Origin of the sequence: Methanoculleus methanifontis (assembly GCF_030464365.1) — an archaeon.
GTDB lineage: Archaea > Halobacteriota > Methanomicrobia > Methanomicrobiales > Methanoculleaceae > Methanoculleus > Methanoculleus methanifontis.
This window is the reverse complement of record NZ_VCYI01000002.1, coordinates 69,533-81,955: the sequence shown is the minus strand read 5'-3', so window position 1 is coordinate 81,955 and position 12,423 is coordinate 69,533. Positions and strand designations below refer to the sequence as shown.

12 protein-coding genes are annotated in these 12,423 nt (G+C 62.2%); 3 read left to right on the top strand and 9 right to left on the bottom strand.

The genetic code is table 11. From position 1 onward, the window contains the following. Nucleotides 1-48: 48 nt before the first annotated feature. The 3 genes from FGW20_RS01845 to FGW20_RS01835 all read right to left on the bottom strand — a co-directional run bounded on the left by FGW20_RS01845 (nt 49) and on the right by FGW20_RS01835 (nt 1,715). Nucleotides 49-519: a ribonuclease III domain-containing protein gene (locus FGW20_RS01845; protein WP_301676410.1), complete on the bottom strand. Its 471-nt coding sequence runs from the start codon at nt 517-519 to the stop codon at nt 49-51. Beyond that, a complete protein-coding gene (locus FGW20_RS01840; RefSeq protein WP_301676409.1) occupies nt 519-1,004 on the bottom strand; it encodes a peptidylprolyl isomerase in 486 nt (161 codons plus the stop codon). Before FGW20_RS01840 ends, FGW20_RS01845 begins: the two co-directional genes overlap by 1 nt. 69 nt (nt 1,005-1,073) lie before the next feature. Further along, nucleotides 1,074-1,715 (bottom strand): DUF5714 domain-containing protein, encoded by a 642-nt coding sequence (locus tag FGW20_RS01835; RefSeq protein WP_301676408.1) that lies wholly within the window; start codon nt 1,713-1,715, stop codon nt 1,074-1,076. Between the two features lie 227 nt (nt 1,716-1,942). On the opposite strand from FGW20_RS01835, the gene FGW20_RS01830 reads away from it, so the two are divergent. Continuing rightward, the gene (locus tag FGW20_RS01830) at nt 1,943-2,632 is read left to right on the top strand and encodes a nucleoside-triphosphatase (RefSeq protein ID WP_301676407.1); all 690 of its coding nucleotides are present in this window, start codon (nt 1,943-1,945) and stop codon (nt 2,630-2,632) included. Between the two features lie 347 nt (nt 2,633-2,979). Here the strand turns inward: FGW20_RS01830 and FGW20_RS01825 are convergent, their stop codons facing one another. The 5 genes from FGW20_RS01825 to FGW20_RS01805 all read right to left on the bottom strand — a co-directional run bounded on the left by FGW20_RS01825 (nt 2,980) and on the right by FGW20_RS01805 (nt 8,308). Next, nucleotides 2,980-4,038 (bottom strand): ABC transporter substrate-binding protein, encoded by a 1,059-nt coding sequence (locus FGW20_RS01825; RefSeq protein ID WP_301676406.1) that lies wholly within the window; start codon nt 4,036-4,038, stop codon nt 2,980-2,982. Nucleotides 4,039-4,384: 346 nt separating this feature from the next. After that, nucleotides 4,385-5,233, bottom strand: a complete 849-nt coding sequence (locus FGW20_RS01820; protein WP_301676405.1) for a class I SAM-dependent methyltransferase — start codon at nt 5,231-5,233, stop codon at nt 4,385-4,387. A 26-nt stretch (nt 5,234-5,259) separates the two neighbouring features. Next, the gene (locus FGW20_RS01815; protein ID WP_011842887.1) at nt 5,260-6,099 is read right to left on the bottom strand and encodes a DUF364 domain-containing protein; all 840 of its coding nucleotides are present in this window, start codon (nt 6,097-6,099) and stop codon (nt 5,260-5,262) included. Continuing rightward, on the bottom strand, nt 6,099-7,205 hold the full coding sequence (locus FGW20_RS01810) for a methyltransferase (protein ID WP_011842886.1): 1,107 nt from the start codon (nt 7,203-7,205) through the stop codon (nt 6,099-6,101). The genes FGW20_RS01815 and FGW20_RS01810 overlap by 1 nt, the downstream gene beginning before the upstream one ends. A gap of 17 nt (nt 7,206-7,222) precedes the next feature. Then, the gene (locus tag FGW20_RS01805) at nt 7,223-8,308 is read right to left on the bottom strand and encodes an ABC transporter substrate-binding protein (protein WP_301676404.1); all 1,086 of its coding nucleotides are present in this window, start codon (nt 8,306-8,308) and stop codon (nt 7,223-7,225) included. Nucleotides 8,309-8,670: 362 nt separating this feature from the next. Between FGW20_RS01805 and FGW20_RS01800 the strand changes: the two genes are divergently transcribed. After that, on the top strand, nt 8,671-9,858 hold the full coding sequence (locus FGW20_RS01800) for a FecCD family ABC transporter permease (RefSeq protein ID WP_301676403.1): 1,188 nt from the start codon (nt 8,671-8,673) through the stop codon (nt 9,856-9,858). Beyond that, entirely contained in the window at nt 9,855-10,688 is an 834-nt protein-coding gene (locus FGW20_RS01795) for an ABC transporter ATP-binding protein (RefSeq protein ID WP_301676402.1), read from the top strand. Before FGW20_RS01800 ends, FGW20_RS01795 begins: the two co-directional genes overlap by 4 nt. On the opposite strand, the gene FGW20_RS01790 is transcribed toward FGW20_RS01795, so the two are convergent. After that, nucleotides 10,685-12,421, bottom strand: a complete 1,737-nt coding sequence (locus FGW20_RS01790; RefSeq protein ID WP_301676401.1) for a radical SAM protein — start codon at nt 12,419-12,421, stop codon at nt 10,685-10,687. The genes FGW20_RS01795 and FGW20_RS01790 overlap by 4 nt on opposite strands. Nucleotides 12,422-12,423: the final 2 nt, after the last annotated feature.

The window sequence follows — 12,423 nt, the reverse complement described above, 5'->3', positions numbered from 1 at the left end:
GAACGGGTTTCCCCGGGGGTTGTGTGAAGCATTCGACGGAGAGAACGGTTACACGCTCTCCGTAAGCCCGAGCCGCCGGAGCACGCCCGCGGCCGCCTCCATCCCGCCGTCCAGGTAGACGGCGCCGACGAGCGCCTCCAGGCACTCGGCGAGAACCCGGCCGGAGGTCCAGACCCTCTGGGCGGCCTCGCCCTTCCCCCACCGGACGTAGTCGGCGAGAACGAGGTCTTCGGCGAGCCCCCTGAGCCGGGTCATGTTCACCAGGTTCATTTTGCGGTTGCTGATCGCGCCCTTTTCGTGCGCTCCCTCCGCGATCACCGCCTCCACGACGGCCACGTTGATGACCGCATCGCCGAGGGTGGCGAGGGCGTCCATGTGGGCATCGGGGGGGGAGCCCGCCTCCAGGGTGTAGGCAAGGCGGGTGAGCGCCCGCTCGAGAAGCGAGCGATCCTTGAAGGTATAGCCGATCCGCTCCTCGATCACGCCCGGGTCACGGTGACCGGTCTCGTTACGGTTCATCACTCCAGAACTTCCGCCTTCTCGATCCGGACGGGGACCTTCGGCTTATCGGCGGAGCCCGTCTTCACCTTCCCGATCTTGTCGACGATGTCGAGCCCCTCCACCACCTCGCCGAAGACCGGGTGGGCACTCGGCGTCTGCGGGTTGTCCCAGTCGAGGTAGGTGTTGTCCACCAGGTTGATGAAGAACTGGCTGCCGCCGGAGTTCGGGCGTCCGGTGTTCGCCATAGCGATCGTTCCCCGCTTGTTCGAGTGGCCCTTCACGAACTCGTCGGTGATGGTGTAGCCCGGTCCTCCCGTCCCGGTGCCGGTGGGATCGCCGCCCTGGATCATGAAGTTCGCGATCACCCTATGAAAGATCGTGCCGTCGTAGAACCCGGACTTTGCGAGTTTCTCAAAGTTCCCCGCGGTCACCGGCATGTCGTCGTAGAGGCGGATCGTGATGTCTCCCATGGTCGTGTGGAGCACGACGTTCTTCTCTGCCATAATCATTAACTCCGTATGGTATTGTCCCGTTTTTCTACTTATACTGATGGAGGGCGCGGGCCGGACTCCTCAGCGGGGGTAAAACGGGCACTCGCATCCCGTGCACTCAAGGTTCACGGTCGCGTACTCGCACGCGATATGCTCCGTCACCGGTAGACGGATATCGCACTTCTCGGCGAGAAACTTCACCGCCTCGCCGATCGCGATCCACGAATCGCGTTTGCAGCAGCGCGGCCCGCCGCTCACGGCGATCGCCGTGAGGCTCCGCGCCGTCATCTGGTTGGAGAGCGACCACCCCTCCTTCTTCAGCGGGCCGGAGTGCGTAATGAGGCTCATGAAGATCCCGGTGCCGATCGCCGCACCGCAGGTCCCGTGCGTGCCGCAGAAGGCCGGCTGGACGGCCTCGGCCCGTTTTCTCGCCTGCCGGAGCGCCGGTTCCTTCTTCTCCGGGCTCCCGCGGTGGTTGTAGTACGCCACAAGCAGGACGGCCGGCACCAGGAAGTGGTACTCCGGGCCGTGGAGGCTGATCTGTGGGTGCCGCATGATCGTGCAGGCGAGGGCGAGCGGATCGGTCTCGGTCGTCGTCAGGCAGACCCGCTCGATCAGGTCGAGGTTCGAGAGCGTCTCCTCTCCCAGCGGCGCCGGCTCCGGTTCCCTCTCACGCGGGACGAGGTTCTTCCTGCAGGCTGAACAGGCCCTCTCCTGGTTCATGGGCACCCCAGGCACCGGACCTCGCATAAGGGTTGCGGGCCCCGCGGTAGCCACACGGTAAATGTTTCGATATTAACAAATCAAATTAGTAAAAGTGTTTTATACCCGAGGTCGCAATGTATACCCATGTACTCCCGAGTGAACGTCTCCAGGGTTTCCCTCCCCGGAGGAGACCGGGACAGACCGGTAGCCCCTCATCCGGTCTCCGGCAGCGGAGGGGTCCACGGATGAACCACCGGGCACCGGTCTTCATCATCACCGGCGGGCAGGGCCAGTGCAAGACGACGTTCCTGCACCTGGTTCTCGGGCTCATCGTCGGGCTGAACGTCCGGGTCCGCGGGGTCATCGCCCCCGGACACGTGCGGGACGGGCGGAGGTCGGGGTTCACCCTGGTCGACCTCGCCACCGGCGAGCACGAGGAACTCTGTTCGATCGACCCCGACCCGCGGTGCGAGGCCCACGGCCGGTTCTACTTCCGCCCCGAGGGGCTCGTGTTCGGCCGCCGGGCGCTCGCGCCGCCGGATCCGCGGGAGACCGACCTTGTGGTCATCGACGAAGTCGGGAGGTTCGAGCTCCAGGGTGCGGTCTGGGCGGAGCAGCTCGACCGATTGACCGCGCACCCGCACCCCCCGATGGTCTGGACGGTCCGGCGCAGGCTCCTCGACACGGTCGTCGAACGGTGGAATATCACGAACCCTGTCGTGGTGGACGTCGGGACCGCGAGCGCCATGGCGACGGCGGACGCCGTGATGGACGCCGTCTGGGAGTGGCGCGAAGCACAGACGTTCTCCCCGATCACGGCGGCGCCGGTTCCGGGGGATCGCATCGCCGCTCCAGTGCTCTTTGCGGATACGGTCACCGGGGCGCCACGGAGCACCCCGGTGATCCTCCGGCGGTGCTACGGCCCGGAGGGGTGAGGGGGCCCTCCTCTGATCCAGAAGAGAGCAGAACGACCACGACTTCCGGCCCTCGATTGCAGCTGAAAAACGGGATCTGCCTGCCGTGTCGCATATTCAGGTTGCCCAACCGCAAACGTGATGACGACGGTCGTCCATTCCGGGCCTTCATGCCCAAGAAAGAACGTTGGGAACGGCCTTACCCCGAGCAAAGCCACCGCAGGAAGACCCGCGAGGAAATCCTTGGAGATTGTGCAACACGGTATTATGAGTGATATCGTTATGAGCGCTTTTCAGACCGTAGTTTTTCTTTCACCCGCAACAACTCCCTCTATGCGAATTTAGAGGCACGGAACATTCGGCGGTGCTTATGCCGTTCCGCTGAGTATCTCCGCTGCCTGCTCCCGTGTTATGTCGCAGTTGTAGAACTCTTTGTAGAAGGCTATGACCTCTGCCTCCATATCGAAGTCCTTGAACTGTTCGGGGTAGATTGTCTTCGCTACCCAGAGCACCATCAGCGGCGTCTCGCTTGTACGCTGGATCCAGTAATGCGCTCCCGCGGGCGTCGCATACACCTTCCCGTTCTTTACTGCACTTACGCCGCTGAGCCGTGTATCGTTGTAAACCAGGGGGATCTCATCATGGCTGCTAAGAATGAGCACGTCGGGATCCCAGGCAAGTAACTGCTCCAGATCAAACTGCAGGCTCTCCGCAACATGGGCCTCCTTAGCGACAGCTATCCCACCCGCTTTCTCGATATACCACTCGGCTATCTTGTGGCCCACAGACATGCCCTTGTATGAACAACACAACACCCTTGGCCGCTGGTCGTCCGGCAAGGATGCGACCGCCTTACCCGGGCGGGCGGTGGCCTCGTCGAAGTACCTGACGTACCTCCCGGCCTTCTCCTGCTCACCGAAGACCTCCCCGAGCAGCAGCAGCAGGTCTTTCACGTCCTCAGCATCCGTCCAGGAGAGATAAACGACTGGGATACCGTTCTTCTCGAGTTTATCGACCGAGGGCATGCTCATGGTAAATGCAACGTCCGGGTTGATCTTCATGAGTTCCTCGAGATTGAAGTCCCCGGTCGTGGTCTGGATCGTTAATTTGTTCTTTAAATTGGGCTCGAACACGTATTGGTACTTGTGTCTGCCTCCTTTGATGAATGACTCCGGCAGGTCATTGGCGATCTTGCCCCCCTGCCCCATGGCGAACATGAAACTGTTCAGCACCGGCACGGAACCGATCGTCACGATACTATCGATATTTTTCGGGACGACGACCTCCCGACCCGCCATGTCCGTGACCACTGTTGTCCCGCTGTCGGTCGCCTGTCCCTGCCCGGTGCAGCCGCAGGTGAACGCCAGAAGTGCTATAAATGATAGGGTTATGAACGCTTTCAGGACTGTACTCGTCTCTTTCATCATTAACACCCCCTGCAGGCCTCATACGCAGGTCCCGTACGGGTAGCCCTTCAGGCGTTCCGGCATATCGCCTCACAGGTGTGATGTAACGTCTTTAACGCCGGGAATTTAATATTTTCTATTTACAAAATAGACATGTTAACATTTTATTGTTAATTGTCCCGTGTTGCGAGGTCGGTGAGTTCGCCGGGGCACCCCCTGGTACGGAACCCGGTTGGGAGATCTCTGATGGGTTATACTCCGGTAAACCCCGAAGTTCGGCGACAGGATGGGGAGAGGGGATGCGAGGAGTTCTCCGTTAATTTCCCCGCCCATGCCGAACTGAAGAGCATCGATCGTTTCAGCCCGCTTATACCCCATCTCCGGCCGTGACAGACCAGACCATCATGCCGCTGCAACTCTCTGTTTCGGAACGATATTTGCCGTCTGGCGACGCATTTTTGTAATACTCCCTGATCTTTTCCTCGACATCGCTGGAAACATCGCGGGTGCATCTCAGATCGTTGATCGTCTCTTCCGCTGCTTCGGCCCAGTCCCGCTCCTGGGTCCTTGAAACATGGCTGAGTCTCACAAGCGGCCGGTAACCAAGAACGTAGAGGTACATAAACGGATACAGCATATCCGGCCCGGGGTTGTCGGGTTCCTCACCCAGGATTTTCCTGAAAATCTCCCGGCGAGCCCCGTCTGTGCCCACCCTCCCGACGAAGCGGCTGTAATAGCAGAACTGCCTTGAACACGCCATCATCCGGTCGAAGGTCTCGACGTCCCTGATTCCCGGCGTCATCGACGCGATCACGAGATCGAACTTCTCCCGGAACCCAAGTTTGTCGATATCGGCCGACCACCAGGAACATTCGACCGCGTTAACACGCAAGCCTTCATTTTGCGCGGTTTCCCTGAGGTGGTCGAGCATCCTCGTCGAGATGTCGAGGGCCGTGACGTCCGCCCCGGCCCGGGCAAGGGGGAGGGAGAGGGTGCCCGGTCCGCACCCGATGTCGAGGACGCGTGCGCCCTCGGGTGAGAAACCGGCCTCCTCCAGAATTGCAAAAACATCGCCAACTCGTTTCCGGTGCCTTTCCTCATCCATGTTCTGTACAAAGCGGTCAGCCCGCTCGTCCCATTGGGTCGCCTGGAGGTCGTCACTGACTATCTTGCTGTGCTGTGCCGATGCTTTCCAGCAGTCGATCCAGCATTTCACATTATTATCCTGTGTCATTCGTGCGTTCACGGTTCCTGGGACCGCCGGACGGCGATCCGGTCGGCCCCCTTCCCGAAAAAGTGGTAGCCGGAACCGCCCTCGGCAAGGATATCCAGCAGGCGGTCGGGGTCGGTCACCTGGTTTCCACCGACGATCTCCACGCCGCGCGAGAAGAGAGCGTCGGGGAGGATGCTCACCGAAGGGCCGAGCACGACCACCGTGGCCTCCGGCCGGGCGAGTTCGAGCAGGTGGTCGAGCGTCCCGTTGATCAGCGTGGTGCCGGTGATGACCAGGGTGTCAGCCCAGGGAACGACCATATCCGTCTCCTCGACCGGCGTGTAGAACGGCAGCTCGTCGGGCTTGAGCGTACGGGGATCCATCTCGAGGACACGAAACGGCTGACCGGCCTGCTTGAGGGCACGCAGATACGGGGTCAGCGCCCCGACGACCACGACATTCCCGCTCTCCTGTATCGTGAGGAGATCGACCGCATCGACGCCGCGTACGACGGGGTGATCCGGCCCGGGGCATACATCGTCACAGAGCGCCGATAATGCGCTGACGGCCGCGATCCCGAGCGCCTTGCGCATCGGCCGGTCTCCAAGAGCGTCGGCAAGGTAGGCTTCGATTCTCCGCTCCCGGAGCCTCCCCGAGTGCGGCAGCGCCTTTGCCGAACTCGGGCAGCAGACGGCTTCCGGGATCGACTTTATGGGCGTGGCGCAGATACCCCCATGGCCCGTGCTGAGTTTGACTCCCGTGAAAAAGACTCCCACAACCGCGCGATCGACCCTCACGTCATCCATCCTCTCCCCGAGGCGCTCCTTGAGAATCCGGACAGTCGCGTCGAGGACTGTACTGTCACCCATCAGTTCCCGCACCCGCCCGGCCCGCAGCTGCACCCGGAAGACGAGGAGCCGTCCCGGCAATGCACGGTCTCGCCGCCATCTTTCGTCGCACAGAAGAGGACGCCATAGCCCATTCCGGTCTCGTGGGGGGAACTGGTGATGTCGATGTATCCCAGGCGCTTGAGCACGGCCTCAAGGCCTTCCGGGTGGCAGAGCGGATGCCCGGCGCTCATGAGTGCCCGATCGAGTTCTGCAGTCCCACTCCCCGGGGATATGGTGCAGCCCGGTGAGCAGAAGAGATGGTTGAGGACGAGAAGGCCACCAGGGGCAAGAGATTCCGTGATCTTGCCGAGGACGTCCGTCAGCCGGTCCCGGAACGTGTAGAGGAGGTGCGAGACGATGATGAGGTCATACCCCCTGCCCGGATCGTCGACGAGGATGTCTCCTCCCCGGGCGGAGATCCGTCCACCCATACCGTATTTGCCGATGTACTCCCGGGTCAGCGGTACCACATGCGGGAGATCGAAGACGGTTGCCTGGAGGTTCGGGTTCTCCTGGCAGAGGGCGACGGCGTAGAGGCCGTGTCCACCGCCAACATCAAGCATGGACCGGGCGTTCCTGAACCCGGAGTGCTGGCCGATCAGGCCGACGACGTGTTGCAGTTCGCCCCGGGTGCACCGCTGAGCGACCGCCCTGAGGTGATCGTGCGTCGGCCGGGGACCGGTTTTCGGCGTCTCCATGCCGTCCCTGAGCGTTGCGGCCAGGTGGGACCACGATGACGTCTCCCTGCCGGCGGCGAGAATCAGGTCGCCCTGGTAGGTGGGACTGGTGCTGACCAGGAGTTCTTCGGCGATTGGGGTGTTTGCACACACGTTCTCTTCGAACGTGATATATCCCATATCGGCGAGCGCCGTCAGGAAACCCCGGGTAAACATCCCGTTTATGCCGATTGCAGTGACGTCGTTTCTTGCGGTCGGGCCACGCTCCGAGAGCCAGTCAAAGAACCGGAGTTCGAGCGCTGCCGAGATGACCTGGTACGATTGGTACCCGGACAGGGCTGCATCCAGGCGTGCAACGCCCTCTACCGCCGGCATGACCTGCCGGAGCTGGATTGTCTGTCTTGTCATGGTGTAACCACATCCGTTCAAATTGGTGTCGGGTGGAGGATGCTCTCTACCTCCTGGTCCGTAAGGTCGTAGTCGTAGAACTCACGGAAAAACTTCTTTGTCTCGTCTGCGAGGTCGACGTCGGCGAACCGGTCCGGGTAGAGTTTCTGTGCAAGCCAGAGGATCCCGAGCGGGCTCTCCGGTGCGGGGCGATCCCACCAGAACGTTCCTACGGGACACGGATACACCGCCCCGTCCCGGACCGCCGTGACGGTCGCAAACTGGGGGTTGGCTACAAACGCACCGGCCGGGCTCGAGTAGTCCTTCATGTTCGATGCAACGTAGATGACCTCGGGATCCCACCGGACGAGCTCTTCGGCAGAGATCTCATAGCCCCCACGGATGACCTTCTGGTCGATCCCTCCGGCGACGTTAATCCCGCCTGCAGCGCGGATCATATCGTTACCCCACGCACTGTGGCCTTCCGTCTTGAGTGGGGTGCTCATCATGTAATAGACCCGTTTCCGCTCGCCCTCGGGGAGATCGGCGATCTTCGCCTCGATCCGCGCGAGCGTTTCATCCCAGTACGCAACCAGCCGTTCGGCACGCTCCTCGCGCCCGAAGACCTGACCCAGCATGCGGAACTCCTGTTTCAGTTCCTCGACTCCGGCACGCCCCGTGAGCACCCGCACGACCGGGATCCCGGCTGCTTCAATGCGGGCGTTGCCTGTTTCTGCATAATAACTCCCGATAACAATGTCGGGGTTGAGTTTCAGGATCTCCTCCACGTTGGCGTTGTCGAAGGAACCGACGTCGGGTGTGGTACGGTACCCGGGGACGACAACATACAGGCGCTCCGTAGTGCATTGCTGCGGCTGGGCGACGACCCGGTCGCCGACTCCCAGGGCCGCCAGTTCCTGCGCCGCGCCGCCGCAACAGGTGATGACCACGGTCCTGACCTCGGACGGGATGGTCACTGTCCTGTTGTCCATATCCGTGATCGTCCGGACCGTTGCAGCAGATTCTTCACCGGCAGTCCCGGGCGCTGCAAGGACGAAAGCAAGAGTCAGGACGGCACAGACGGCCACGATGGCGAGAACCAGATGGCGAGTATCTTTCTTCATACCGACTACACCGTACAATAGTGCGACGTCGCGCATATTTATCTATAATCATTTACTTTTCAGTAAAATCAAATAAAATATATTTACATATTAGCTGGAGATATATTCCTATCCCCGAACCTGTCTGCCCGCCCCTCACGGTGATCTCAGACCAGGCACAGGTGAACTGTTGCAACACGCTGGTTGCGGCGGTGGCCTGAGTGAAACTACCGCAGGAAGATCCGTGAGGGAAACCCCGGGAAATTGTGCAACACGGCGGGATCCGCCGAACCTTTTTATTGTTGTTGTAAAGGTTATGCCATTTACATTGCCATAATATTAAGTAAAACAAATAAACATATCCGGTATGGACGGTATACCGGATGACCCATAGGAAAGAACCGATTATAGAGATCGGACAGGAACCCAGGAAGAATGTTGCGATCGGTTTTTGGCGATCGGTCTTTCGGGACGGCACACCGGCCCATGAAGCCGTTCTCCGGCTGATCCCGGCAGGGAAGGCAATCTACCTCCTCCCAATCATCCTCTTCTTCTTCTCTCTCTTTTTCGGGAGGTACGTGATGGACCCGGTGGAGACGTTGCGGATCCTCACCGTAGGAACCATAAACGCGTTCCTCGACGGTGCGTCATCCCTGCTCTCAACCGTCTCCGGCCACCAGGTCCTCCTCCCCTCCTTCGAGCAGACCTGGGAGGCATCGAAACAGACGGTCGTCTTCCGGATCAGGCTCCCCCGGGTGATCGCGGCGATGCTCGTCGGCGGAGGACTCTCCATCGCCGGGGCCTCGTTCCAGGGCCTCTTCAAAAACCCCCTCGTCTCGCCCGATATCCTCGGCGTCTCCGCCGGCGCAGGGTTCGGGGCGGCCGTCGGGATCCTCCTCTCCGGCAACCCCATGGTCATCCAGATCTCCGCCTTCTTCTTCGGGATCCTCGCGGTCGCCGTCGCCTACGGCATCGGTCACACCGTCGGCAAGAGCTCGACCCTTGTCCTCGTCCTCGGGGGGATCATCGTCGGGTCGCTCTTCTCCGCCTTCATATCCCTCACCAAATACGTCGCCGACCCGTACGACACCCTGCCTGCAATCGTCTTCTGGCTGATGGGAAGCCTCTCCGCGGTCTCGAACGCCGACATCACCGCGGTTGCCCCACCGATCCTTCTCGGGAGCATCTGTCTCTTCCTCATCCGGTGGCGGATCAACCTCCTCGCGGTCGGCGAAGAGGAGGCGCGGGCGCTCGGGGTGGACACAAAGAGGATGACCATAGTGCTCGTCATCGCCTCGACGATCGTCACCGCCTCCGCGGTCTGCATCAGCGGGATCATCGGCTGGGTCGGTCTCGTCGTCCCCCACATAGGAAGGATGCTCGTCGGCCCGGATTTCCGCAAGCTCATCCCCGTATCGGCCGTTCTCGGGGCCTCGTTCCTTCTCGTCGTCGACGACATCGCAAGAACCCTGACCGCAGCCGAGATCCCTCTCGGCATCCTGACGGCACTCATCGGGGCGCCGTTCTTCGCATACCTCCTGACACGCAAAAAAGTAGGCTGGATATCATGATTCTAAACGTCAACAACGCCTCGTTCTCGTACGACGGCATCACAAAACAGTTCGAAGACGTCTCCCTCTCTCTCCGGCAAGGAGAGATCCTTTCCCTCCTCGGGAGGAACGGGACGGGAAAATCGACCCTGATCAAGTGTATCTTAAACATCCTCAGGCTCCAGGGCGGGACGGTGGAGATCGGCGGCCGCCGGGTCGACGATATGCGGACCGAGGAGATCGCGCAGCAGGTCGGTTACGTTCCCCAGGCCCACCGCGCCGTCTTCCCGTTCACGGCACTTGACTTCGTCCTCATGGGACGAGCGCCGCATATCGCGACCTTCGCGGTCCCGAAAGAGGAGGACTACAAGAAGGCGGAGGAGGCGTTTGCGCGGATCGGGATCACCCATCTCCGGGAGAAGTGCATCTCCGAGATGTCGGGCGGGGAGTCACAGATGGTAATGATTGCCCGCGCCCTCGCCCAGGAGCCGTCGCTGCTCATCCTCGACGAACCGACGTCGCACCTCGATATCGGCAACCAGACAACGGCGATGGCAACGATCGACCGGCTCGCCGCCGACGGGATCGCCATCCTGATGTGCACCCACTTCCCGGATCACGCGTTCCTGGTCTCGCACACGGTCGCCATCCTCGAGAAAGGCAGGCTGATCGCACAGGGCCGGGCCGAAGACGTCATCACGAAGGAGAACCTCCGTGAAGCCTACGGGATCGATATCTGCGTCCACTACATCAAGGAGGCCGGGCGGACGGTTTGCATCCCGATGAACCCGTGCGGCTGCCGTGGCGGGGGAAGGGCGAATACCGCCGGGACAAAACCCCACGGCACCTAAGGACGGTAGAACGACCGGTTCCCCGTGATCGCGGCCGCATCGGTCCCGTAGAACGTCCGGTAGAACCGATCCTGCTCCGCGGCAAGGTCGAAGACGGCACGCTCCGGGTGGAGGGTGCCTGCGATGGCAGAGAGGCCGAGCACCCAGCGGGGGTTGCCGAAGTCCCAGCCCGGCGGAAGGGTGTAGACACGGCTGTGTTCGACGGCGTCGGCAGAGAGCCCCATCCTCCGGCACGCCGCGATGTAATCGGAGGCCGGTGCCGAGAGGAACCCGGATACGAAGATATATTCGGGGTTGAATGCGGCGAACTCTTCCGGCGTTATGTTGACGCCCGGTTTTCCGGCCCGGACGATCCCGCGGTTAACGGGGTCGCCGCCGGCCGCTTCCACGAGGTCCATCTCGAACCGGTCGGCGTTCAGGGCAAAGAGCGGCGACCCCATTGAGTAGTAGACCCGGGGCCGGCGGCAGCCCTCGACCGCCGACGAGACCGCCGCCACCCGGTCGCCGATGTAGCCGGCCAGCCTCTCCGCCGCCCCGGTGCGGCCGGCCCGCTCCCCGAGTTCACGGACGAGATCAAGGTAGCCGTCTATTGTCTGGATCTTCCCGTGGAGGTCCCGGATGTAGTCGTCCCGGATGACCCCGGCCCAGATACGGGCGAGGTCGGCATCGGACTCGACACCGAGGCAGACCAGGACGGCGTGAACCATCTCCAGCGCCCGGGTGAACCGGTAGCCGCCCATCATCCCCGGCTCGGCGTACAGCGTCTCCGCGACGCTCCCGGTCACGGGGAGAGAACAACCGCAGGAGCACCGGGCGTCCGGCGGGATCGCGATCGTCCGCGCTCCCATCGGCCCGAAGAACTCCCGCCGGACGACTGTCTCTCCACAGGACGGGCACGCCGTATCGAGGTACCCGGTCCCGGGCGAGTTGAAGAGGTAGACGTAGCGGAGTTTCCGCCGCAGATCGTCGCAGATCCGCTCCGACTCCGCAATCGTCGGTTCCCTCTCCGGCGGTTCGTCGCCGAACGGGATGAACCGCATGACGAGGAACGGGATATCGGGAGATATCCCCGCGACCCGGGCGGCCGCGGCCCGGATCTCGTCGTCGCACCCCCGGGCGTGGATGCAGGAGACCTCGACATGGACGCCTGCTTCGTGAAGGGTCTTCACCGTCCGGAAGGCCGGTTCCGCCGAGAGCGCACCGCACGCACGGTAACGCGCATCCGACGCTCCTTTCAGCCCGATGTTCGCAAAATCGATGGCGGGCGCGATGTCGCGGAGGGACTCCTCCGTGTAATAGCCGTTCGTCGCGCACCCGACGAGGAGGCCGGCGTCGTGCGCAGCCCGGGCCACCCCGAGGAAGGTCCGGTGCATGGCGGTCGGGTCGTTGAGGCAGAAGGCTATCCCCCGGCACCCCTCTTTTAAGGCGCGCTTGACCAGAGCGCCGGGCGGGATATGCCTGAGGGCCCCGGAGACCGCCTCCGCGTGGAAGGCGATCGTCTCGGATATGCACCCCCCGCAGGAGAAGGTGCACCCGATGCCGCTCGCCTGCAGGAACGTCCCACGGGGGTGGTAGTGGCACATCGGCATCGTCTCGATCGCGATCGGCATGGCCGCGATGTAACGGTCGGGGAACCGCTCGACGATCGCTCCGTCCTCGTTCGTATACATCCTGCACCGCCCGACGCCCCCGGGCGGGACGGCGCAGCGGTTCTCGCAGATTGAGCAGCGCATGC